This is a genomic window from Arsenophonus sp. aPb, assembly GCF_029873475.1.
Lineage (GTDB): Bacteria > Pseudomonadota > Gammaproteobacteria > Enterobacterales > Enterobacteriaceae > Arsenophonus.
The window spans coordinates 3184202-3209946 of the sequence record NZ_CP123499.1 but is presented as its reverse complement, the minus strand read 5'-3'; the positions used below and the strand labels follow the sequence as shown (position 1 = coordinate 3209946).

Below are 25745 nucleotides of genomic sequence, written 5' to 3'. Positions count from 1 at the left end.
TATATTAATTAAGTTAAGCATAATTTTATCAGCTATTTTAAAGATAATGTTAATTAATATAAACGTTTTAAATTAAAAAAAATAACGAAACTCATTAATATTAAGAAATATACTTTGGTATAATATAGCTTACTTACTGATAAATGCATTTTCAGTCAGTATAACAGCATGCAGCTTAATGAAAAAATTGACTAAGCAACCACTGCAAATACAAGTCACACAACCTATTCTACCAATAACACGATGGCTGGTATACTTTACAAAATGGGTTTTTGTGTGGATGGTAAATACAACTATTATATTCATAACAATGGCAAGCAATATACCACGGGCATATAGTGTTCGTTATCGCCTTGTGAAGCTAGATCTCAGTGTAATGACGCATGAGGGATCAAGCTAACCACCATCCTACTTTATCTTTCTCTATGAAAATGAACAAGCAGGCGTCTATTTTTATCAACAAACTAAAGTTATAAGAAAACAGAGGGTTAATATTGGTTGTTACGATATTGACAGATAATGCTATTGTGTTGTTCATCCAACTTAGCCTATATTTAAGTATTCCATTTATAACAAAGGATAGTAAAAACGGCGCACCCAATAGTGGTTCAAATCGGGTGATATTGCTTACATGTTAACGATTAATTCGTTAACATGTAGATATATTGGTTAATTGTCCATTTTATTTTGCCTAATTTTCCTGATTCTTCTCGGCTTTTCTCAATAATAACCATCGCCTTATTGCTCTTATTGGTGCAAATGGTGATATATTGGCTGACGAGGAATCTGCTTCTTGCATGGGCGCGGACGATGCTTTATTAAGCGTTAAATTGGCCAGAATAGCAATTACTGTACCTATGGTGATGCCGCTATGGAGGAACATTTGCATCATGCGAGGAAAGCCTTCAAATAGATGTGGTACCATGATAGGCATTAGGCCTAAACCTAATGTTAATGCTACCACCATTTCGTTATTATTATGTCGATAGCTAATACTACTGAGTGTCCGAATTCCCGATACGGCGACCATACCAAACATAATGACGCCGGCGCCTCCTAATATCGGTTTAGGAATTGCCACCACTAGTGCCGCCATTTTGGCAAACATCCCCATTAAAATAAGGAGCACACCCGATACAGAGACCACGAAGCGGCTACGTACACCAGTAAGGCCAATCAACCCAACATTTTGTGCAAACGCAGCGTAAGGAAAAAGATTAAATAGTCCTCCTATCATAGTTGCAATACCGCAAGCATTGAGACCATTACGTAAAGTGGTAGCATCAGCCTTTTTGTCAACCATATCACCAATCATCATCATTGATGACATGGTTTCTATCATCACTACTACCATAACCATAGACAACAATGCGACTGGAATAATGTGAAATTCTGGTTCAGCCAGCCACATGATTTGGGGAAAATTAACCCAAGGCGTTGAATTAACGAAATGAAAATCAAGTGGCAGAAAGAAACTCCAAATAACCGTACCCCCTATTAAACCAAGAAGTACGGCAATATTTTTAATCATTCCGGTCATAAAGTGATAGATATGAAGAATAATAATGAGCGTGACTGCCGCCATAACAAGCGGTAAAATGCCACCATTATTGCCATTAATAATCCAATTGCCCGCTACGGGCATCAGTGAAAGTCCAATCAGTGTTACAATCGAACCCATGACAACTTTAGGAAAAAAGCGTACAAGATGGCATATCCAGGGTGCGCATATCAGCGTGAATAATCCCGCGATAATTACAGCGCCAGAAATACCGCTAATACCATACTGTTTACCGATTAGTATCATTGGAACCAGTGCGGCAAATGTGCATCCTTGCACTAATGGCAAGCGACAACCAATCCATGCTCCAAAGCCAAAGGATTGGGCAATGGTTGCTATTCCGCAGATAAACAGATCAGTACTAATTAATAGAATAATTTGCTCAACGGGTAAGCCAACAGCATTACCGATAACTAATGGAACGGCGACTGCGCCTGCATACATCACTAAAACATGTTGTAGCCCGTAAAGTATCATTTGCCCAATGGGAAGGATTTCATTAACTGGGGCTGATTGGTGCTTGGAGAGAACAGATCCTTTCATAAAGTTACATCACTCCTGTTGGTGAGTACTTCGTTAACCGGGCTGATCGGTGTTTGGAAAGAACAGTTAATGTGCATGTTAGAACAGTATTTGACATACAAACTGGTCTAAATTGCTCCAATCAGCATTTCAGCAAATATCAATAACTATGCGTAACTCATGCCAATATAAATAAATAGGTAAAAGTGTCGGTGTCATTCGTGAATCAAGTCACGTTTTTTGTCGGCTAGGTTGTTAAATGGGAAAGTATTGTTAAAAACGCACTGAATAATCATATTTTATACTTGAGGTTAATTCTCATCTTGAGAATATAAGAAAAGGGGCTGGTTATGACTATTTGTTTCCAACTCAGTGTTAAAACCACGATCAATATTACATGGAACAGCGCCAAAATTTACTTTTTTATGGCTTTTATTAGTCGAAAAAAGATATTTTCTTGTTTCACTGTGATACGTCATTCTCAAAGTGAGAATACTTTACGACAAAAAAATGAATAGGGCTAAACATGATAAAGACTACTTTTTGAAGTAAATCGCAAAATTTTAAGTTAAGCATAAATTATTAAAAAAATTTGCCCAATTATTGCATCCTTATTGGAACAATATACCTGAGCTTACCAGCTAGGAGAGCGAATGAATAAAATGATTATTGCTGATCCAAGTGAATGCATCGGTTGTTATGTTTGTGAAATTGCCTGTGTGGTTGCTCATAATCATCAATGTTGGCCACGGAGCACACGTGAGTTTGTCCCGCGTATCAGAGTATTGAAAGATGCGAAAAATAGTATTGCTGTAACCTGCCGTCATTGCAATAACGCGCCTTGTATTACCAGTTGCCCGGTGGATGCATTGCGTTTTGTTAGTGCAACCGTTCAGCTTGATCAAAATCGCTGTATCGGTTGTAAAAGTTGCATTATAGCCTGCCCATTTGGTGCTATTGATATGGTACCGGCAGTGGATTCAAATATCGTACTGGCACAAAAATGTGATATGTGTCAGACAACAAGTGTAGACCAGCCAGCTTGTGTGACCCATTGTCCCACGCAAGCATTACGGATTGTTGATGAGCAAACGTTGTTAACTTTGCGCCAAGAGAGACAACAGAGAACGATAGATAGTAAAGATTATCGCCAGTTCGAAAAACAGCCGCAGCGTAAACAGATATTGAATAAGCCGCTGCGAAAAGGGGCGCAGAAAATTTCTGCTCAACAACGTATTCAGCACTTTGCCGAGATTTATATTGGGCTTGATCAGCAGCAAGCCCGTTATGAAAGCACACGTTGCCTCTATTGCGCCCAAAAAGCGCATTGCAACTTAACATGCCCTTTGCATAATCACATACCAGATTTCATTCAGTTAGTCAGTGAAGGAAACATTATGGAAGCGGCTGAATTATGTCATCAGTCTAGTTCATTACCAGAAATATGTGGTCGCGTCTGTCCACAAGATCGGTTATGTGAAGGAGCATGTACCCTGAAACAACATGGTGGATCGGTCTCTATTGGAAATTTGGAGCGCTATATTACTGACACTGCACTGGAACAGGGATGGCGACCAAATTTATCGCAAGTAAGCCTGCGCCCGGAAAGGGTGGCGATAATCGGTGCAGGACCAGCTGGCCTTGGTTGTGCTGATATCCTCGCACGCGCGGGCGTTAAGGCTGATGTGTATGAGCGTCATCCCGAGATCGGTGGATTACTTACTTTTGGCATACCCCCTTTTAAACTTGATAAGCAGTTGTTGAGCTCTAGACGCAATATCTTCAGTGCGATGGGTATTCAGTTTCATCTCAATTGCGAAATTGGTCAGGATATCTCTTTCTCTACATTGACTAATGATTATGATGCTATTTTTCTCGGTACTGGAACGTATGGTTTGATGAACATTGGTTTGGAAAATGAGCATGCCTCTGGCGTGATACAAGCGCTAGATTTTTTGACTGCCAACACGCGACGAGTGATGGGATTAGAAGATGATCCTCGATATCCTTGGGTTGATATAACTAATAAAAAAGTAGTGGTGGTAGGTGGTGGTGATACTGCAATGGATTGTCTGCGCACGGCAGTGCGACGCAATGCTGCCAGTGTAACGTGTGCTTATCGCCGTGATGAAGCCAGCATGCCCGGTTCGAAAAAAGAGGTAACAAATGCACAAGAAGAAGGAGTTGAATTTTTATTTAATGTTTCACCTCAGTGCATTGTGCTAGATGACACTAAAAAAGTATCAGCGGTGAAACTGACACGTGTTCAATTGGGGGAGCCAGGTAAAGATGGACGGCGGAGACCGCAACTAATTGCCGGCTCAGAATTTGAACTGGCGGTCGATGTATTAATCATTGCTTTTGGTTTTCAGCCACATGATATGCCATGGTTACAGGGACACAATATTAACCTTGATGATTGGGGTTTGATCCAAACCGGCGGTCAAGGACGTTTGTTGACACAAACTAGCAATGACAAAATATTTGCTGGTGGAGATGCCGTACATGGTGCAGATTTAGTTGTAACGGCAATGGCGGCAGGCCGACAGGCTGCGCGGGATATACTTAATTTGCTCGATCGAAAAGCATCTAACAACCAATGAGTTACTAAAGTGACATTGATGAATAATAAAGCAGATAAAAGCACGTGATTGTTTAAATTGTTGACTAATTATAAAGGGTTTAACGGATTAGGATATTTTGCCAGCTATAAATATTTTAAAATATTAACCCATTGATTACGTTAATAAAGATGATGGATTTAATATTTTTTAAATTAGTTTTCTATTAACCTGATAATAGAAAAGCGAAAAATAAGGCCAAGAATTAGCATAATCTAACAGTAAAAATCATAATCTTAAATTAACAGTATTCTATTAAATAAAATGAGTAAATTAAGATAATTTTTTCCATATACGTAAAGGTGTAAATTGTTTAATTAACTGTTGAGTCATAAAACGTAATCAGCTAAAGTAATATTGTTATTGGAACACGCCAATAACCGAGGTTTTGCAGCCTTGTTCACTAACACACTGGTAAGAAGTTTTACCAGTGCTACTTGTAGCGCCCTTTATGGCGGTTCAGGTAGGGGAGCCGAAAGGCTCGCCGGAGTTAGTGCCGGTCTGCAAACCTTATCTGGATCGCCACCATAAAGAAAAGGGATAGTAAAAATGCTTGATTTTAGCTATAACTGGCACGGCGCTAACATTGTTGCTGCATTCCAAGAAAACATAACCCTATCATCTATTTCCCATCAATTTGGATTAAACTCAAAAATACTAAAAAATAGACTTATTCGCCTTTTTTCAAATGGTGAAAAGTGTATTATTGCTAGCATAAAGCTCCATCCATCTACAATCTTGCCAAGTTATTATTGCGATAGCACAAAAGCTTTCCAATAGAAGCATTGATATTGAATGTATAACTTAATAAAAAAATTATATTGCTGTGAACGACTATTTCGATTTAATAATCTTAATGTGATTTTTTAATGTGAGAAAGTTCAAATTTAGGATTAAAAAATTAAATATTTTTTGAGAAAAAACTATTTTCTAATCCATTTTATCACCTTATAAAATTACATATGATATTATTTACCTAAGTTATTAAGAGGTGTTGATGAGTAATAATATCAATGATAAATCCATTAATATTATCGATTCAATTATTACGATGGTAGAAAATCTAGATGAACCTTGGGGAATTAAAAGTATAAAATCAGAACATATTTATATGAATAATTCTGCCCGTCTTTTCACAAATACACCAAAAAATTTTTCTATCGAAGGTAAAATGGATGAAGCATTTCCTACTACTTGGAGTGAATTATTTCAGGAGTTTAAAGAACATGATGAATTAACGAAAATTGAGTCTTCTACGACGAGAGTGATTGAAATAGATTACTGGAATGGAAGCCCTACTTTAATACCTTATATCAGTGAAAAAATACCTATTTTAAATAAAGATAAAAAATGTATTGCAATTTTATGGAATGCAAAAAAAATACTCAATATAAACCCATTGACCTACCATGAAAAAAAGCTGTCAATATATTAAAAACTTATCAAGAAAGCTGTTTTTTTTCCAAACGAGAACTTGAAATAATATTTTTACTTCAACAAAGACTCGGGAGTAAAGAAATAGCGAAATATTTAAATCTCTCTCCTATAACGGTAAATCATAAATTACAGGTTATTTATCAAAAAACGGGCGTTAACTCAGCCAGACAACTTATTGAATACTGTAAAACATATTCTCTTGATAACTTTATACCTGAACGTTTTTTAACTCCAGGTGTTCTCTTCATAACAAAGTGAATTAATTATATGAATTTAATAGATAACTATCCAACAAGTCGTGTTCCGACCAATATACGTTTATCATTTCTGAGTGTTACATTAGTTCATGCTGGAATGTTAACTGCGTTAGATCAATTTATGCTAGGCGCAGTATTAGGTAATTCAATGGCTTTAACTGACGCTTTTTTAGCTATTTTCATTAGTAGTATTATTTTTGGCGTTATTACCTTTGCTTTAGGCTTTGCGGGAATGAAAGAAGGGTTATCCAGTAGTCTTTTAGCCAGATGGTGTGGTTTTGGACGTATTGGTTCAGTTTTGGTCAGCCTTACAATAGCTATTAGCTTGGTAGGTTGGTTTGGGGTACAAAATGCAGTCTTTGCTAAAGGACTTAATTATGCATTAGGCAATAAATTAGGTTTTGAATGGTCAGCAACGTTATCTGGTTTATTTTTGACGATTTTAGTTGCTTTTGGTTTTAAAGCGCTACGATTTACTGCATGGATTGCGGTTCCTTTTTTTGTCATCGTGATTTTATTTATTTCTGCAGGAATTCTTGAGCATCATAATACAATAGATTTGATTCAGTCTGTTCCTAATGGTGAAACGATAACCTTGTCTTCTGCAATCACATTAATTATGGGAGGATGTATCGTTGCCACTCTTATTACGCCAGATATGAGTCGATATTCAAAAAATAGTCGTCAGGTATTTTGGATGGTTATGGTATCAATTATTCTCGGTGAATTTGTCATTAATGGACTGGCTATATTATTAGCCAGAGCACTAAATACGTCCGATGTCGTAACCATTATGACGCAAACGGCTGGAGGTATTGGTTTATTGGTGGTTATCTTCTCTACATTGCGGGTTAATGATATTAATCTTTATTCATCATCATTGAGTATTGCTAATTCAATTTCAGTATTGACGGGCAAAAAAGTTAATTACACTATTATCACTTTATCTATTGGTATCATTGGTACCACTTTTTCTGTTTTGGGTATTTTAGATAAATTTGTTGGTTTTTTGACTATTCTTGGTGTTGTCTTTCCGCCGATAGTTGGTGTTATGCTAACGGATTATTTTATTATCAAGACTCATAGAAATATTCTTAAGGAAACACAACAAGGAGAGAAAATTCCGGCCAATAAAGATACACCTTTAATTGGTTGGAATGCTGTTTTCGCTTGTGTAATAGCCAGTATTCTTGGCATAACAGTGGAAACAGGCATTCCAACGGTTAATTCTCTACTCGCTGCGAGCATTATTTATGGTTTATTAAGTATAATTAAAAGATAAATAACGATGTAACAACGGAAAAAAATTGTATAAATGGCGGCCACTCATAACATAATGAGCTGGTCGCTCCAAATAGTAATAGTAGATTAGTCGTTACAGTTAACTAACTAATTTAGCAAACATCTGTACTTTTCAGCGGCTTTGATAAATAATACCGGGTGTAACAGTGAGCAAATTTGTCTAAGTGACCATATTCCTTATAGCCTAATTTTTTATAAAAATTAACGGCTTGAAAGTCAAAAGTGTCAACATAAGCCATATGACATTTTCTTTTTATTGCTTCATTTTCTGCTTTTTTCATTAAATCTTTTCCAAAGCCCCTTTTTCTGTAGTTTTCTGCTATCCAAAGATATTGGATATCTAAGCCACCCCACCATGTTCTGGCAATCAAGCCACCAACAATATTATCATTATCCATTAAAGTCACTCTTAGCGGATGCATATCTACAGTGGTAAAATTGGAATTATGTTTCCACAGGCTATCAATGATGGTATTTTCTTCTGCATCATTTTCTTTATCGTTAAGTATAAGTTTCATATTAGTATCATCCTTGTTATTTGTTGCTAAAGATTTTTTTTAATTTTTGTGTATATCAATTAGTTATTCATGTTATAAATCTTTTTTATCATATTTTTTTAGTTTTTTATAAATAAATTTATAGTTTTAATTTTTTTATATATTTTAAAATGTTATGTTAATTTTAGGTTGATTTTTATCTTTCTATTATCATGTTATTTTGCTGAGATTAAAGTAATTGCTTTATTCTACTAACAGAAAATCATCTGATAATCAAGGCTAAATATTAACCTTTTTTCTAGCTTAGAATTTGTTTACTGTAGTTAACAAAAGAAGATATAACTGATTTATTTTTGTTATAAAGTTTAGCAATTTTTTGTTTGAAAATTTCTAGTTTGTTTAAAGGCTTTTGCCAACACCAGGGTATATTTGTATTTTAAATTTAATAAACAATGGAGTAAGTAGAGATACGGATATTAATTCTAATAATGTAAATTTAAGCTATCAAAAATAAAATCAATAATAATCGTTTTTGACGTTGAATAAATATTAATAATAAAGCTAAGGGATGTATAAATAACATAAAAGGGATTAATTTATCGATTTATATCGATACAGGTAATGAAATACTAATGGGCAAAAGTGGTAAAAGTAATCATTATTAAATGATCGTACAAAGTATGTGATATTTATTAAGTAGAATAAATAGTTAAAAAACAATAAATTTAGTCTTAATTTCAGTAAGTTAATCGACATCAAAAACGCACTTCTTTCCTTGTTGTGCGTTTTATTTTTATCAATTAATGGTAGCTGTGTTGACTCAGTTAACAATGACATAGTCGACCACGGTTAAAATAGAACCTAATTGAATACTTATAGGTACTCATTTTTCATTTAGTTCAAAAAGAGATAAAAATGTAGGTTGCTTATTAATAGTATTATATTTAATTTCTATCTAGGTTGAACTCTATCTCGGTACTCATGGTTGAACTAATATGAAGAGGCTTAGGTCCGATGGAACGACTCCTTACAATGGCCGTTAATGCCGCCTTATCAAGGGTATTGAAACCAGAAGAGCGAATGATTTTAGCGTCATATAAGCTACCGTCAGTATTGATATTAAATTGTAATAGTACTCGCCCTCGATGGCGTTGTTTTCTGGCTTGACGTGGATATATTTTATTGCGCTCAATTTCTTGTTTGACTAGCGAATAATAGCGTTCACCTTCTTTTTGTTCGCCTACCTTCATTTGAGAAGGATCATGATTTAGAGCCCCTCCTTGCATGGTGGTGTTATTATCGCCGTTGAAATTCTCTGCGGGATAAACCGATGGATTCTTATTCTTATTTATTCTCTTCGTGGTTTCTGAGAAGGTTTTATTATTAGTTTCTTTGACCACTGCTATTTTCTTTTTATTATTGATTTTTTCTTGTTTCTGCTTAACGGCTAGTACTGGATTTACTGGTGAATCAGGTAGAATCATTGGTAGCGCTTCACTAGAAGATCTATTTATCTCTGATGTTGTTTCTATACTGGCTGAGATCAAGGTAATTGTAGTATTAGGAGAAATATTATGGTGACTTGCTAATGTCGGCGTAGAATTAGCCGAAGTCGATAAGCACAGCCATATTAAAGCAGTATGTAAAATAATAGATAACACAATATAAGCTAACAGTCTTATCATAATTTTTTATCTCAATATTTTAGTTGGTTTAATATGGTTGTGTTATTGTTTATTTAATTAAAACTTACTATTAAAACTAAGTTTAAAAGTTCTTCCTGGAGCAGGCATCATGGAGCGAGTTAACGGGTCGAGATAATATTCATCAGTTAAATTGGTTCCGGTTAGTTCTACTGACATATTGTCATTAATTTTATAATCCACATAGGCATCAATTGTAAAAATTGGATCCCAACGCATTGGATTATTATTCGTACCTAAATAAGAATTAGGTTTAATTATCATCAAATGCTTTTCATCACGATTTTCTGCTTTACTATGGTAGGTAAATCGACTGCCAATTTTGATTTTTTTATCCCATAAACGAGCACCTAAATTCATATTCAAGGAGTATTTAGGTTGAATTGCAGTACGTAAAAAACCACCCGGAAAACCACCATCAATACATTCTGGAATATTGTGTTGATTATAAGGATCTAAATAATGACTGGTATTAAGATCACAAACTTTATTTTTTATATTATAAACGTAACTAATATCACTAAAAATAAAATCATTATCATAACGCGCCTGTATTTCAATACCGGATAATAACTGTCTATCCATTTGGGTAAAATTATATGCCATATCACGATCGAATACATTTTCTATCGTGGTGTCAAAATAGATTAATTTAATATCAGCGTGTTTTTCTGTTTTTAATAGATTTGCCAGATTATAGTGAATACCAAATTCTTGTGTTTTAGCGCGTTCCGGTTTGGTTTTTTCACCCATAACAATTCGACGTTCGTCGGAAAAGCCAACTCCGTCTTCATATAAACTGGGCATTCTGACTGATTCGGCATAACGAAGATAAACATTTAAATCATCCGTGATCGATATGCCCGCTGAGAGGACAGGGGCAATACCGTGATCTTTGCGTTTTTTCTCTTTTTGCCATAGCGTGTCTTCTGGCCGAGCAACAAGAATTTTATCCCCATCTGTAATCTGATTAGAATAATAGCGTTTTACCGTTTTTCCAGTTTTAGCATCAATCGTTTCTTCATCTATATTTATTTTACCGTTAAAGAAAGGATTATCCTTTTTATGCAATTTTCCATCGTTAGGGTTGTAAAGTAAGGTAATCGATTTTGGTCGATAATTGGTTCCATTTTTATTGGGTATTTGCACTTGCTTGTTAGTACCTATCTGAATCAGGTATTCATCTTGTTGTGTATACTGTTTTCTTGTTGCCATCGTTAGCTCGATGCGTTGTTTTTTTAATTTATCGATATTGTTTGTTAGCGCTATTTTTTCCTGCTCATTAAGTTGATTTTCATTATCGGCTAAGGCCTCTGTTAATCGAGCTATTTCTGTCTTATAAATATGGTGTTTGTTGGCAGCTAGTTTTTTTATTCGTTTCTTCCAGTCATCGGCATAAACATCATTGTCATAATCTTGTTGATTAACTGATTGAAAAAAGGGAACATTAGAGCCGGCAAGCTGGCCGCTCTTTTGGTAGCCGCTTATTTTTTCAGTTCTTTTTCTATTGACCAGATCATCAATTGACCAATAAGTCACATAATTGGCGCCGGCGGAGAAAGTTAAAAATTCCACCGGTTGCCAGTCGAACTTAAACCCCAGTTGATACTCTTGCCGACGGCCTTCTTTGCCTGGATATTGGAAATAAGTAACCCTTACACCAGTATATTCCGTATGGTTAATTAATTTTTCATTCTGAAAGCGGCCGTTCAGGGTAAGATTTAAATTAGGTGTCAGGGTAAATATATTGCTAATGTCCAAACCCCAGCGATTATTTTCATTACTATTATTAGCACTATTGATTAAACTACCATCAATAGTGGGATCTATAATCGCGGTGCCATACTTATAGAAGGTGCTAGTATCCCAATCAGCATCTCTGTCTTTTGGGGCTCTTGGGTAACCGCCCGCACTATTGGTATTTGCATTTGTGTGATTAAACCAAGCACTCAGATAAAAATCGAACCATAAACTATCAAGCGGTTGATATTTAAGGCTGGCACTACCGGCTTTTTGGTGCACCTGAGCTAAAGGCCATTGCGGAACCAAATTACGTTCGACATCAACAAAACCCAGTCGAGAGGGCATAATATCACCAAATTCCAGTCGGGAATCGCGATAAGTAAAATTGACCGTTAAATCATCAGCCAGATGCCAATTATTTTTTAGCAACAGCGATTTCATCATGTTGGAAGTGTTAGGCACTTCTTTGCCTGGATGATAAATGTTGGCAACAAAAGGCATATAAGGATCGATTATTATTTTAGGGTTGGTAAATTCTTTTTTCTTCTCATTAGTAACCGCATAACGGTAACGATTTGCTCCCCTGGTACCGGCAAAATAGTTGCCTTTATTGCGATAACTTGAGGCCAGCAATAAATCAAATTTCTCTTGGCGCAAGCCAACGGCAAGCCGATAAGCATAATCATCCAAACCGCCTAATTTTCTATCATGGTAATGATGGGGATGGATATTGATTAAAGGATCATCAAATAAAAAGGCATAAGCTTTCATTCCTTCTGGAAGATTACGATAGTCCTCGCCTAATGGTAAATTTTTGAGTCGCGGTTTGATTGCGTTATTGCTGCCCTCTAACTTAAGCGCAAAACCAAAGTTTTCATTTGCTGGCAGAATATCATTAATATTAATTGTTTTGATGGTGATACCACCGCCGACCGAACTTTTAATATGACGTGATAGCGAAGGCCCTTTTTCAATTTCAATTGAACTGATTAAATTAGGATCAAGATAGTTTCGGTTATTGGCACCATTGTAGCCGCGGGTTACTGTAATTGATTGCTCAGTCCCATCGACAGTTAAGGGGATCCGCCCTTGTCCTTGAATGCCACGAATATTGGGATCGATTGCCGCGCCATTACGTGCTTCACCGCTATATACACCCGGCGTAGATTGAAACAGATCCGCAGGGGAAGCCCCCTTGAAACGTTCTATCATCTCTTTGCCAATATAAATGTTGGAAATATTTTTATCATAGATATTGTCATAACCCTGTTCATCTTGTTGTGACATATCAGAAACCTGAATTTTACCTAAATGTTTTTTTTCCATGTTTACTTGCTTGTCCAAAGATTGCTGTTCAGCATAGCTAATAGCGGGGATAACCAAAGTAGAAAGTGATATAGCAAATGCTATTGGTTTTTGGCGGCAGTTTAAAAAATACATGATTTCCTTACCTAAAATAATTTTTAAATTAACAATCAAAAATAACGTTCAAAATTGAGTTGCAGATCGTTTTTTTGATAGCGATAAAGCCAGCCGACATTGCTATTATTCTTGCGATGAAAAAATGTAAGAGAGGGTGTGAAGCCAATAATTTTTATGGTTAGTTTTAATTTAATTGCATTGATCCATTCTGTATCACGCCGCATAGCGCCTAATCGATTATCAAAATGTTTAAATTGATATTGATTCCAAAGTGATGAAAGACTGGTTTCTAGATAAGGTAATGACTTAAATTTAACGCCACCACCAATATCATAGCGGTGATAATCGTTTATTTGCCATTGATGGAAATGTTGAGAAAAACCTAAAGAGAGATACCAATCTATATTGTTAAGAGGATAATTAATGGAAAAAGAAGTTTCATGCTTTAGGCCATTATTATGTTGTCCTTGGTAATAGTCTTTCCATTTAAATTGGTGATTGAGTACAAAATCTAATTTAGCGGCTATATCAGGACGATAACGCCACTCAATTTTTCCCCCTATTTCATAAGCATTTGGATCTTCTTCCCCTTGTTCATAACCCAATAAGGGGCCGGCTAATAAATAATGGTATGAGGATTGAAAGTGGTAGCCAGCGTAAATATTGGCTTGATAGCCATTATAGGTGTTGTTTTGCCGATAGATTTGACTATTTGCCGTTAGGCGAATAAAAACCGCATGAGGCTCTTGCAACATAAATGACTGTTGGGTCATACCGAATAAAGAAAAGCCTGATGAGGTAATTTTTTTCGGCATTTTACGAGTTAATCGGCAATCGCCAGCACTATTTTTTTGTAAGCACTCTGGTGGGCTACCAGGCGATTTATTCAGATTATCTGTTAGGTGGTAACCTAGTGAAAGTGTGGCAAAGAACGGATTTTTATTATTAATCAGAATGAGAAGATATTTTATTTTTTTCTTAACCAGGTCAGGTAAATCTTGTTGTGTTATTAATTCATTTAATAATGGTTTTGCTTTATGATAAACCCGGTTTTCAATATAAATATAACTTAAATCGAGCTTGGCACGTGTAAAGTGAGGATTTATTGTTATCGCCTGGGATAAATAGTGCATAGCAGATTGAGTCTCTCGATTTTTATATGATAAACAACCCTGAATAAAATAGATCAAACTCTTATCTTGATAATTATTTTTTATTAATTGATTTAAGTAACCTTCAACTTGTTGCCAATCTTTTTTATTAATAGCAATAAAAATATTAGTAATATAATTTTTATTATTTATTTTATTCACTTGTGTATTATTTATTATCAATGAATTAGCGATAGTTAATTTTATATGAAAAAAATAAGAAATAAATAGGATTATAATTAATCGTTTCCTGTTAGTCATTTTTATTTCGATAACAAAAAAGAGCATAGGGTTTCCATGCTCTTTTAAAATTTAAAAAATCAATTATTGTTTAGTGCCGGCAAAAGCGGTATCTAATTGATGATTATTTTCAAATTGAGTAATACCCGCTAAATAGTTGGCATTATTACCAAAGAAGTGGCCTGTGGTGGTTCCTTCAATTGAATCAGCAGAAGCTTTGCCGCTGAAAGAGCCATTCTCTTTAATATCTGCATCAATATTCATGGTTAATGCACTATGACTAAATGAACCTTTCAAGCTGTTTTCGGCAAAATCTGCGGTTAATTCACCGGTCATAAAACCATTGTTAGAATAATCGTTGATCCCTTTGATAGTATAGATGGCGGTACCGGCATTTGGCATCTCTGGCGTAATGTCTTTACCGGCATAGTAAGCAGTGTGAGAGGCCGAAGACATATCATCTTTTTGCGCCCATTCACCGAAGAAAACATCAACGTCGTCCAGTTTGGCAAATGTAAATGATCCCATATTGGGATGGTGGGAATTGCTGGTAGCAACAAGCTTATAAACGTTATTATCAACTGTGTTAGAATACCGTGCTAAACCGGGAAAGCCGATTTTTTTACTCCCATGTAAATCAGTTAAACCAATAGCCGGATCACCTTTTTTGGCTTTATGAAAGCCATTAGAAGCTTCTTCTATTTCACCAATAATTAGACGATTATCATTAGAGGTATTTGATTTATTATAACCGGTTATTGCCTGGCTAAAGCCAATATATCCAATTGATAACATTAGCAAGGTAATAATATTTAATTTCTTCATTTTTAATTCCTTGTAAAAATATTAATTTTCATGTAATAAAAAATGGGATAGACAAATAAAGTTTTGCCTTAAATAAACCTTAAAATAAAAAATAACTCAAGTAAATGATAATTATTTTCATTTTCTTGTAAAAAAAATAAATATATAACTAAGGAATTTAATAGCGGTATGATTTAATTTTATTTTTTAATATTAGTGGTTATTAAGTATTAAAAATTTAAATTTAAAAATGTGATCTCAATTAAAGAAATGCCGCAATAAATAGCAGCAAAATAATTTATAAAATATTTTTCTTCTATTTATTTAATGATATTTATTGAATACTATATAAATAATATTTTTAAATTTAATTATTCTGTTAAGCGTTCGGGATAACTAAAAATAGTTGCTTTACCAGAGCGACAAAAGCCAACTAACGTTAATTGATATTTTTGCGCCATTTCTACAGCAAGTGAAGTGACCGCTGAGATAGCAAATAAAATTTCTACCCCGCAGGTTGCTGCCTTTTGCACCATTTCATAACTTGCTCTGCTTGAAATTAATACCGCACCGTTTTGCCATTTTTCACGGCTTTTCATACCGAGGAGTTTGTCCAGGGCGACATGACGGCCAATATCTTCACAGCCTCCAGCTAGCTCACCGGTTGGGGTTATCCAGGCCGCAGCATGCGTGCAACCGGTTAATTGGCCAATTTTTTGGATCGTATTTAATTGCGATAAAGCCTGATCCAGATAATTAAGTGAAAATGATTGCGTGAAAGGAAGAGGATTAATTGGGCGAAACAGTTGGCTAAGTTGTTCTGTACCACAGATACCACAGCCAGTACGGCCTGTTAGATTGCGTCTATGTGTTTTCAATGCCATAAACTGGCGAGGAGATAGTTCAATATTCAATTCTATGCCCTTTGAGCCATAGTTATTTATATTGATATCACGAATTTCTTCAGCAGATTGGATGATGCCTTCAGACAGTGAAAAACCTAAGGCAAATAGCGTTAAGTCTTTTGGGCTTGCCATCATAACCGCATGAGAGATGCCATTATAGACCATGGCAATAGGGACTTCTTGTGCAACATTATCCAGATTAAAAAGATTAAGATTTCCCTTTTTGCAAATTTTTATTTCAGATGTTCCACTTTTTTTAACATCATTTATCATTTTAGTTGCATAAAAATTACTCATTAGCCGAATTCCTAATAATAGAATACATTAAAAGAGGTTACATTAATTATTATGAATTGAATTTGATCCGACGAAAAAAGATCGCATTAAAAAAAATGATGACCTGTTTTACTTTTTTATTTTATGGAAATCAATGTCAGTAATGTGAATGAGGAGATTTTTAATGCAAGTCAGCAGAAGACAGTTCTTTAAGATCTGTGCTGGCGGTATGGCAGGTACAACGATTGCTGCTTTGGGTTTTGCTCCGGCAACAGCCTTAGCGTCTGCGCGTCAATATAAACTATTACGTGCCAGGGAAACCCGAAATACCTGTACATACTGTTCAGTAGGTTGTGGATTATTAATGTATAGTCTTGGTGATGGTGCTAAAAATGCCAAAGAAAGCATATTTCACATAGAAGGTGATCCAGATCATCCGGTAAGTCGAGGTGCTTTGTGTCCGAAAGGCGCCGGTCTAATCGATTTTATCCATAGTGAAAGTCGTTTGCAATTTCCCGAGTATAGAGCGCCAGGCTCCGATAAGTGGCAGCGGATTAGCTGGCAAGAAGCATTTGATCGAATTGCCAAGTTAATGAAAGCCGATCGGGATACTAACTTTATTAAAACAGATGCTGCTGGGACAACTGTTAATCGTTGGTTAACAACAGGTATGCTGTGTGCCTCGGCCAGTAGTAACGAAACGGGTTTTATTACCCAGAAATTTTGTCGGGCTCTGGGAATGTTAGCGGTTGATAACCAAGCTCGTGTCTGACATGCGCCAACGGTAGCAAGTCTTGCTCCAACATTTGGTCGCGGTGCCATGACGAACCATTGGGTGGATATCAAAAATGCCAACCTGATTATTGTAATGGGTGGTAATGCAGCGGAAGCTCATCCGGTCGGATTCCGTTGGGCAATCGAAGCAAAAATTCACAACAAAGCCAAATTGATTGTTATAGATCCGCGTTTTACCCGTACTGCTTCTGTGGCTGATTTTTATACTCCTATTCGTTCAGGTACCGATATTACCTTTTTATCAGGAATAATTAACTATCTGATAAATAATAATAAAATCAATAATGAATACGTACGATCTTATACCAATGCCAATTTAATCGTGCGGGATGATTATCATTTTGAGGATGGATTATTTAGTGGTTATGACGCTAAAAATCGCCAGTATGATAAAACTTCCTGGAACTATGAATTAGATAGCAACGGTTTTGCTAAACGAGATGAATCACTACAACATCCACGTTGTGTTTGGCAGTTACTTAAGTCGCACGTCAATCGATATACAGCAGAAGTGGTCGCCAATATTTGTGGAACTCCACAAGAAGATTTTATCAAGGTTTGTGAATATATCGCTGAAACCAGCGAAAAAGATAAAACCGCTTCTTTTCTCTATGCATTAGGTTGGACACAACATTCCATCGGTGCGCAAAATATTCGTACCATGGCGATGATCCAGCTACTGTTAGGTAATATGGGAATGGCCGGTGGTGGAGTTAATGCTTTACGGGGACATTCTAATATCCAGGGTTTGACTGATCTTGGCCTGCTGTCGCAAAGTTTAACCGGTTATATGACCTTACCATCGGAAAAACATAGCACCTTAGCTAGTTATTTAGCTGCAAATACACCAAAACAGACCCTCCCTGGTCAGGTTAATTATTGGAGTAACTACCCTAAATTTTTTGTTAGTCTAATGAAAACCTTTTATGGCGATAAGGCGCAAAAAGAGAATGATTGGGGCTTTGACTGGTTACCTAAGTGGGATAAAAGTTACGATGTTCTACAATATTTTGACATGATGAATAAGGGGGAAGTTAATGGCTATATTTGTCAGGGCTTCAATCCACTAGCTTCTTTCCCCAATAAAAATAAAATTATTAGTGCATTGTCCAAATTAAAATTTTTAGTCACTATTGATCCATTAAATACTGAAACCGCTTGTTTCTGGCAAAATCATGGTGAATTTAACGATGTGCAGCCAGCAAAAATCATGACCGAAGTTTTTCGTTTACCCTGCTGCTGTTTTGCCGAGGAAAATGGCTCGATTGTTAATTCCGCTCGTTGGCTACAGTGGCACTGGAAAGGTGCGGATGCACCAGGAGAATCCCTTGGCGATGGTGAAATTTTAGCCGGAATTTTTCATCGTTTACGTCTGCTTTATCAACAACAAGGTGGCGCAGTACCTGAGCAGTTATTGAACATGCGCTGGAATTACTATGATCCCTATCGCCCAACCGCGGAAGAGATTGCGCAAGAAAGTAATGGCTATGCGTTGGCAGATTTGACTGGTGCCAATGGTAATCTTCTGGTGAAAAAAGGTGAGTTACTTTCAGCTTTTGCGCAATTACGTGATGATGGTACCACCAGCAGTGGTTGTTGGATTTTTGCCGGCAGTTGGACGCCGGCGGGTAATCAAATGGCGCGTCGTGATAATGCCGATCCTTCTGGTTTAGGTAATACATTGGGTTGGGCATGGGCTTGGCCGGCTAATCGCCGGATCCTTTATAATCGAGCATCGGCAGATCCAGCTGGTAACCCCTGGGATCCTAAACGTCAATTAATCCAATGGGATGGTAGCAAATGGGCAGGCATTGATATCGCTGATTATAGCACTGCCGCGCCAGATACCGGTGTTGGACCGTTTATTATGCAACCGGAAGGATTAGGTCGTTTATTTGCCATAGATAAAATGGCAGAGGGCCCCTTTCCTGAACATTATGAACCTTTTGAAACCCCGTTAGGAACCAATCCTTTACATCCGAATGTTATCTCTAATCCTGCGGCACGTCTATTTGCTGACGATCTTAAAGCATTGGGTAATGCTGAGAAATTTCCTTATGTTGGCACAACTTATCGCTTAACTGAACATTTTCATTTTTGGACAAAACATGCGCATTTGAATGCGGTTATTCAACCCGAACAATTTGTTGAGATTGGTGAACGATTGGCAGAGAAAAAAGGTATCAAAGCAGGCGATGTTGTTAGGGTAAGTTCTAACCGTGGTTATATCAAAGCGAAGGCCGTGGTGACTAAGCGTATCCGAACTTTAAAGGTAGATGGTCGTGAAATTGATACGATTGGTATCCCGATCCATTGGGCATTTCAAGGCTTGACGCGAAAAGGCTTTATTGCCAATACCCTGACGCCATTTGTTGGTGATGCCAATACTCAGACACCTGAGTTTAAAGCGTTCTTGGTTAATGTGGAAAAGGTGTAAGGAGGTAGATGATGGCTTCTCAAGATATTATACGCCGCTCTGCGACTAATTCGCTGACACCTGCTCCTCAAGTACGCAGTGATAAAGAGGCAGTGGCAAAACTAATTGATGTAACCACCTGTATTGGTTGTAAAGCGTGTCAGGTTGCCTGTTCCGAATGGAATGATATTCGTGATGAAATTGGTCATAACGTCGGTGTTTATGATAACCCGTTAGATTTAACGGCCAAATCATGGACGGTGATGCGCTTTACTGAAGTTGAAGAGAAAGGAAAATTAGAATGGCTGATACGCAAAGATGGCTGTATGCATTGCGCGGATCCAGGTTGTTTGAAAGCTTGCCCTTCTGCGGGTGCGATTATTCAGTATGCCAATGGAATTGTCGATTTTGACTCAGAACATTGTATTGGTTGTGGTTATTGCATTGCCGGTTGTCCTTTCAATATCCCCAGATTAAATAAAGAGGATAATCGAGTTTATAAATGCACCCTTTGTGTTGATCGGGTTGAAGCCGGCCAGGAACCCGCTTGTGTAAAAACTTGTCCGACCGGTGCAATTCATTTTGGTAGTAAGGCAGCGATGAAACAACTGGCTGCTGAACGCGTTGAAGAATTAAAAACCCGTGGTTATCAAAATGCAGCGCTTTATGATCCACAAGGTGTCGGAGGTACCCATGTTATGTATGTATTGCATCATGGTGATAAGCCCGAACTGTATCATGGTCTGCCCAATAATCCGACTATCAGTCCCACCGTCACCTTTTGGAAAAATATCTGGAAACCGTTAGCTGCCGTTGGGTTTGCCGTTACTTTTGCCTCAGCATTTTTCCATTATCTGACGGTGGGGCCAAATCGAGTTTCTGATGAAGATGAGGCGGACAAACTGCCAAAAAGTGATGATGCAACGTCAGCAAAAAGCAAGAAATTGGTGAGTAATAAAAAGAGGGGGATAACCGATGATAAAAAAACCGAATGAAAAAATTATCCGCTACTCTGCTAGTGTAAGAATTAATCACTGGCTAATGGTTATCTTTTTTTTATTTACGGCAATTAGCGGCTTAGGTTTTTTCTTTCCATCGCTAAACTGGTTAATGAATATTTTGGGTACGCCACAACTTTCAAGAGTGCTACATCCGTTGTTGGGTGCTGTGATGTTTGTGCTGTTTGTTGGCATGTTTGTTAGATATTTCAAACATAATTTTATTGAAAAACAAGATATTGTCTGGGCTAAAAATATTGGCAAAATTTTGAAAAATGAAGAAGCCGGTGATGTTGGTCAATATAATTTAGGCCAAAAAGGGGTATTTTGGCTAGCAGCCGTTTGCCTGTTTTTACTTTTGGTTAGCGGTATTATTATTTGGCGGCCTTATTTTGCCGACTATTTTCCCATCCCGATTATTCGTCTGGCTTTGCTTCTTCATTCTGTTGCGGCGATTGGTTTAATAATGACGATTATTATTCATGTGTATGCTGCTATATGGGTAAAAGGCTCTATTCGAGCAATGGTTGAAGGATGGGTAACCCGAGCATGGGCAAAAAAACATCATCCCCGTTGGTATCGTGAGATTGTTGAAAAAGAGCAGCCGCGGCAAGAAAAGCGTAGTTAACCGCGTTTTTTCGCATGTTAATAACTGGGGCAGAATAATTATATTCTGCTTTTTTATGTTATTTAGCCGTTTATAGATCCCTGTTCGCTTTTGGTCTATTCTGAGATTTATTGGGCAATAATGGTAAAATAAATCATTAAAGAGAGTACATCTATGAGCATTAGGATTTTACCTAAAGAAGAGATAGGTAAAAATGAGCCAGCCAAAAATGGCATTAGTTATATCCCGCCGGTATTATTTCCAGATTTAAACATTCTATATCAATCGCGGGCTGAACGTTTTCAATCCTTAGCGACGCCAGAAAACCCATTTAGTGAATATCTGCTATTTGCTGCTCATGTAACTCGCGCTCAACAAAATGCACTCTATGATCATCCCTTGATGATGGATATCATGGCTATCCTGCAACAATCGATGGTCGCCAATAAACCACCATTAGATTGTAAGACCTTTATTCGTACTGACCATTGGCACAAATTATTTGCTTCTTTAATTACTGAATTGGCTCCGGTAGTACCCGAACAAGTAAAACCTGCATTAGAAAATTTAACCAAAATTTCTATACATGAACTGGAGTTGATGGCAACAGCATTACTCAATGGTGAATTTAGCCGAGTACCCTCAGAACAAGCGCTTTTTATTTGGGCGGCACTTTCCTTGTTTTGGGCGCAAATGGCCAGCCAAATCCCGGGTAAGGCTACTGCTGAAAATGGCGAACATCGTCAATTTTGTCCAGTATGTGGCAGCATTCCAGTTTCTAGTGTTGTGCAAATAGGGACAAATCAGGGGTTGCGTTATTTGCATTGTAATTTGTGTGAAACTGAATGGCATGTTGTACGGGTAAAATGTAGTAATTGTGAGCAAACGAAAGAATTAGATTATTGGTCCTTAGCCAGTGAATATGCGGCAATTAAGGCTGAGAGTTGTGGTGATTGTGGTAGTTATTTAAAAATTCTTTATCAGGAACAAGATGCGAAGGTTGACGCGGTTGCTGATGATCTGGCTTCCTTAATTCTGGATGCTAAATTGGAAGAAGAGGGGTTTGCCCGTAGCAGTATTAATCCATTTTTATTTCCTTGTGAATAATTTAAGGTTTTAATAAGTTATGTCCAAAGATGTTACTTCATTATATCGTCAGTTACCGGCCATCGATTATTTACTGAATGAAGCGTCGGTTTTATCCTTGATAGAAGGTTATGGTCGAACTCAAGTAACAAAGATATTACGCAATATGCAGCAGCATGCACGCGAGCAAATAAAACAACAGCAATGCTTACCAGTGTGGCAAAGTGATTGGATTGCTGCCCTTACTTATCAACTCCAACAGCAGCAGAATTCTGGTTTGCGGCCAGTTTTTAATTTAACCGGCACGGTGTTACATACTAATTTGGGTCGTGCGTTAATGGCAGAAGAAGCGATTGAAGCGGTGACTCGAGTGATGCGCTATCCAGTGACCTTAGAATATACGCTTAATGACGCAGTACGTGGACATCGAGATCGTATAATAGCTGATTTACTTTGTGAACTAACCGGTGCGGAAGATGCTTGTATTGTCAATAATAATGCTGCCGCAGTGTTATTAATGTTAGCAACCATCGCGGCGGGACGACAAGTTATTGTGTCGCGAGGAGAATTGGTCGAAATTGGTGGGGCATTTCGCCTGCCAGAAGTAATGAAACAAGCGGGTTGTCAGCTGGTGGAGGTAGGAACAACGAATCGAACTTATCTGCAAGATTACCAGCGCGCAATAAATGAAGAGACCGCTCTGTTAATGAAAGTCCACACCAGTAATTACCGTATCTTAGGTTTTACCGCTGAGGTTGAAGGTCAGAAACTTGCTCAACTTGGTACTGAATATAACATTGCTACTGCGATTGATTTAGGCAGTGGTGCTCTGATTGATATGACCCAATATGGTTTACCGGCTGAGCCTATGCCGCAACACTATCTGGCACAAGGCGTTGATCTGGTCTGTATTTCAGGTGATAAATTACTTGGTGGCCCGCAGGCGGGAATTATTTTGGGGAAAAAATGTTGGATTGACGCCATTCAACAACATCCGTTAAAACGCGCATTAAGAGCGGATAAAATGACACTAGCTGCCCTTGAGGCTACATTGCGGATCTATCAGCAAGGTGAAAAAGTGACAACTTCGTTGCCCACCCTTAACTTTTTGACACGACCGCAAGCGGAAATTCGCCAATTGGCCCGGCGGCTTATTGAGCCGATAAAGCATCACTATGGTGGTAAATTTACGGTTAAAGATGAAGCCTGTTTTTCACAGATTGGTAGTGGTTCACTGCCAAATGAACGGCTGGCTAGTTGGGCGATAACATTTACCCCAAAAAATAATAACAATAATCTATTAGTCTCATTGTCTCGTCAATGGCGACAATTAGCTACCCCGGTTATTGGTAGGATTTCCGCGGGACGCCTATGGCTTGACTTACGCTGCCTTGATGATGAGGCTAAGTTATTACAGGTTTTATTAAAACAATGATTTTTGCTACCGCGGGTCATGTTGACCATGGAAAAACTGCCCTGATTCAAGCCGTGACAGGAATTAATACGCTACATTTACCGGAAGAAAAAAAACGCGGCATGACAATTGATCTAGGCTTTGCCTATTGGCCACAAACAGATGGCAGTTCGATCGGTTTTGTTGATGTTCCCGGTCATGAAAAGTTTCTCGCTAATATGTTGGCTGGCATAGGCGGCATATCCCATATATTGCTGATCGTGGCTTGCGATGATGGCATTATGGCGCAAACCAGAGAACACCTGGCTATTTTACGCCTAATAGGACATCCGCAGGTAATTACTGTATTGACTAAAGCTGATCGTGTCTCCGCTAAGCAGGTTCAAGCGGTACAATTGGCAATTTCACAATTGTTGGCAGAGCATGGGTGGCTGCAGGCACCCTATTTTGTTACTTCTGCTTTGACTGGAGAAGGCATTCCTTTATTGCGATCACATTTGCAAATGTTACATGGTCAAAATGGCCAGCATGCCAAACTTAATCATCGATTTCGTTTAGCGATCGATCGTGTGTTTAGTGTCAAAGGTACAGGTTTAGTCGTAACCGGAACGGCTTTGTCTGGCCAAGTCTCTATTGGTGATACCCTATGGTTAACTGGAATAGATAAGCAAGTTAAAATTCGGCGATTACATGCGCAAAACCAACCGATATCACAAGCACAAGCCGGTGAGCGGATTGCTTTAAATCTGACCGGTGATATTAGCAAAAAACAGATTTCTCGTGGCGATTGGTTATTGAGTGAACAGCCAGCGTTTGCGGTTAATAAAGTGCTGGTTGAAGTTGAAGCGAATGAATGTTTAAAAAATTGGCAACCATTACATCTCTATCATGCTGCCAGTCATGTAACCGGACGTATCGCTTTATTAAACCAATCTTCAGACAAACCATTACTGGCTGAGTTATCCTTCGATACGCCTTTATGGTTGGTTGATAATGATCGATTAATCTTGCGCGATATTAGTGCCCAACGTACCCTTGCTGGAGCGCGGGTAATAAAACTTCATTCGCCGCGCCGTGGTAAACGCCAAGCCAAATTCCTTTGTTGGTTATCGCAGTTAGCTAAGAGGATCGGTGATAAAGAAAATTTGGCATTTCAGCTACCCACCGGTGAATTATTACTTAGCGATTATGGTTGGGCGCGTCAACTGACGAGTTCCGCATTACAAGCCTTAGTTGCGCAATTTGATATGCTTATAGTTAACAATATTGCCTTTTCTAAAGTTAATGCCAAGCAGGCTAAACAGCATTTGATACAAACATTAGCTGAGTATCATCAAAATCATCCTGATCAGCTAGGCGTGGGTCGGGCCCGCTTAAAACGCATGGCTTTACCTGGGTTGAATGATGAGCTGGTGTTTACCCTACTCCATCAACTGGTTGATGAAAAAAAGGTCATCCAAACCCATGGCTGGCTCCATTTAGCCGAACATAGTTTAGTATTTGATCAGCAACAGGCGCAATTATGGCAACAGTTAGAGCCCTACTTTGTGGCAGAACAGCCTCGGTGGGTTCGGGAGTTAGCGGTAAAAATTGAACAAGATGAAGCGATCGTTCGCCATTTGTTGCGAAAAGCGGCAAAAATGGGTTTGATTACCGCTATTGTGTCTGATCGTTATTATCATAATTTACAAATTCAACAATTTGCTGCCATTATTCGACTTTATAATCATCGAGAAGGCGCCATTACGGTCGCCAAATTTCGCGATGAGTTAGCAATAGGGAGAAAGTTAGCGGTGCAGATTTTAGAATTTTTTGATCGAAGCGGTTTTACGCGACGTAAATCTGATGCGCATATTTTAAGAGATAAAGGGTTGTTTGAATAAATTATTTTTCATTATTTTTAAGTTGCTCATATTTGTGCCGCCTATAAATTTATTAAAATGTTAAGAAGTTAGCTTAATTTTCTAGCATCGCAATATGTTCACTTC

17 protein-coding genes are annotated in these 25745 nt (G+C 37.6%); 10 read left to right on the top strand and 7 right to left on the bottom strand.

What is annotated here, in order from left to right:
- Nucleotides 1-691: 691 nt before the first annotated feature.
- Entirely contained in the window at nucleotides 692-2104 is a 1413-nt protein-coding gene (locus QE177_RS14380; RefSeq protein ID WP_280550696.1) for a nucleobase:cation symporter-2 family protein, read from the bottom strand.
- A gap of 632 nt (nucleotides 2105-2736) precedes the next feature.
- Between QE177_RS14380 and QE177_RS14375 the strand changes: the two genes are divergently transcribed.
- The 4 genes from QE177_RS14375 to QE177_RS14360 all read left to right on the top strand — a co-directional run bounded on the left by QE177_RS14375 (nucleotide 2737) and on the right by QE177_RS14360 (nucleotide 7680).
- Nucleotides 2737-4686, top strand: coding sequence for an FAD-dependent oxidoreductase (locus QE177_RS14375; protein ID WP_280550694.1), 1950 nt, complete (start codon nucleotides 2737-2739; stop codon nucleotides 4684-4686).
- A gap of 567 nt (nucleotides 4687-5253) precedes the next feature.
- Nucleotides 5254-5484: a helix-turn-helix domain-containing protein gene (locus QE177_RS14370; RefSeq protein WP_280550692.1), complete on the top strand. Its 231-nt coding sequence runs from the start codon at nucleotides 5254-5256 to the stop codon at nucleotides 5482-5484.
- 217 nt (nucleotides 5485-5701) lie between these two features.
- On the top strand, nucleotides 5702-6139 hold the full coding sequence (locus QE177_RS14365) for a hypothetical protein (RefSeq protein ID WP_280550691.1): 438 nt from the start codon (nucleotides 5702-5704) through the stop codon (nucleotides 6137-6139).
- A 269-nt stretch (nucleotides 6140-6408) separates the two neighbouring features.
- Nucleotides 6409-7680 carry a cytosine permease gene (locus tag QE177_RS14360; protein ID WP_280550690.1) on the top strand — a complete coding sequence of 424 codons (1272 nt, stop codon included), beginning with the start codon at nucleotides 6409-6411 and terminating at the stop codon, nucleotides 7678-7680.
- A gap of 112 nt (nucleotides 7681-7792) precedes the next feature.
- Here the strand turns inward: QE177_RS14360 and QE177_RS14355 are convergent, their stop codons facing one another.
- The 6 genes from QE177_RS14355 to fdhD all read right to left on the bottom strand — a co-directional run bounded on the left by QE177_RS14355 (nucleotide 7793) and on the right by fdhD (nucleotide 16438).
- Nucleotides 7793-8218, bottom strand: coding sequence for a GNAT family N-acetyltransferase (locus tag QE177_RS14355; protein WP_280550689.1), 426 nt, complete (start codon nucleotides 8216-8218; stop codon nucleotides 7793-7795).
- Between the two features lie 923 nt (nucleotides 8219-9141).
- Nucleotides 9142-9882, bottom strand: coding sequence for an energy transducer TonB (locus tag QE177_RS14350; protein ID WP_280550687.1), 741 nt, complete (start codon nucleotides 9880-9882; stop codon nucleotides 9142-9144).
- Nucleotides 9883-9939: 57 nt separating this feature from the next.
- On the bottom strand, nucleotides 9940-13083 hold the full coding sequence (locus QE177_RS14345) for a TonB-dependent receptor (protein ID WP_280550685.1): 3144 nt from the start codon (nucleotides 13081-13083) through the stop codon (nucleotides 9940-9942).
- Nucleotides 13084-13118: 35 nt separating this feature from the next.
- The gene (locus QE177_RS14340; RefSeq protein WP_280550683.1) at nucleotides 13119-14378 is read right to left on the bottom strand and encodes a porin family protein; all 1260 of its coding nucleotides are present in this window, start codon (nucleotides 14376-14378) and stop codon (nucleotides 13119-13121) included.
- A 162-nt stretch (nucleotides 14379-14540) separates the two neighbouring features.
- A complete protein-coding gene (locus QE177_RS14335) occupies nucleotides 14541-15281 on the bottom strand; it encodes a Slam-dependent surface lipoprotein (RefSeq protein ID WP_280550681.1) in 741 nt (246 codons plus the stop codon).
- Nucleotides 15282-15631: 350 nt separating this feature from the next.
- On the bottom strand, nucleotides 15632-16438 hold the full coding sequence (fdhD, locus tag QE177_RS14330; protein WP_280552298.1) for a formate dehydrogenase accessory sulfurtransferase FdhD: 807 nt from the start codon (nucleotides 16436-16438) through the stop codon (nucleotides 15632-15634).
- A gap of 187 nt (nucleotides 16439-16625) precedes the next feature.
- On the opposite strand from fdhD, the gene fdnG reads away from it, so the two are divergent.
- From fdnG to selB, 6 genes are all read left to right on the top strand, one after another.
- Nucleotides 16626-19673, top strand: a complete 3048-nt coding sequence (gene fdnG / locus QE177_RS14325) for a formate dehydrogenase-N subunit alpha (protein WP_280550679.1) — start codon at nucleotides 16626-16628, stop codon at nucleotides 19671-19673.
- 11 nt (nucleotides 19674-19684) lie between these two features.
- Nucleotides 19685-20647 carry a formate dehydrogenase subunit beta gene (gene fdxH, locus QE177_RS14320; protein ID WP_280552297.1) on the top strand — a complete coding sequence of 321 codons (963 nt, stop codon included), beginning with the start codon at nucleotides 19685-19687 and terminating at the stop codon, nucleotides 20645-20647.
- Complete coding sequence (fdoI, locus tag QE177_RS14315; RefSeq protein ID WP_280550677.1) at nucleotides 20628-21278, top strand: formate dehydrogenase cytochrome b556 subunit; 651 nt, start codon at nucleotides 20628-20630, stop codon at nucleotides 21276-21278. The genes fdxH and fdoI overlap by 20 nt, the downstream gene beginning before the upstream one ends.
- A 153-nt stretch (nucleotides 21279-21431) precedes the next feature.
- A complete protein-coding gene (fdhE, locus tag QE177_RS14310; RefSeq protein ID WP_280550676.1) occupies nucleotides 21432-22364 on the top strand; it encodes a formate dehydrogenase accessory protein FdhE in 933 nt (310 codons plus the stop codon).
- A gap of 19 nt (nucleotides 22365-22383) precedes the next feature.
- The gene (gene selA, locus QE177_RS14305) at nucleotides 22384-23778 is read left to right on the top strand and encodes an L-seryl-tRNA(Sec) selenium transferase (RefSeq protein WP_280550674.1); all 1395 of its coding nucleotides are present in this window, start codon (nucleotides 22384-22386) and stop codon (nucleotides 23776-23778) included.
- Nucleotides 23775-25640, top strand: coding sequence for a selenocysteine-specific translation elongation factor (gene selB, locus QE177_RS14300; protein WP_280550672.1), 1866 nt, complete (start codon nucleotides 23775-23777; stop codon nucleotides 25638-25640). The genes selA and selB overlap by 4 nt, the downstream gene beginning before the upstream one ends.
- Nucleotides 25641-25745: the final 105 nt, after the last annotated feature.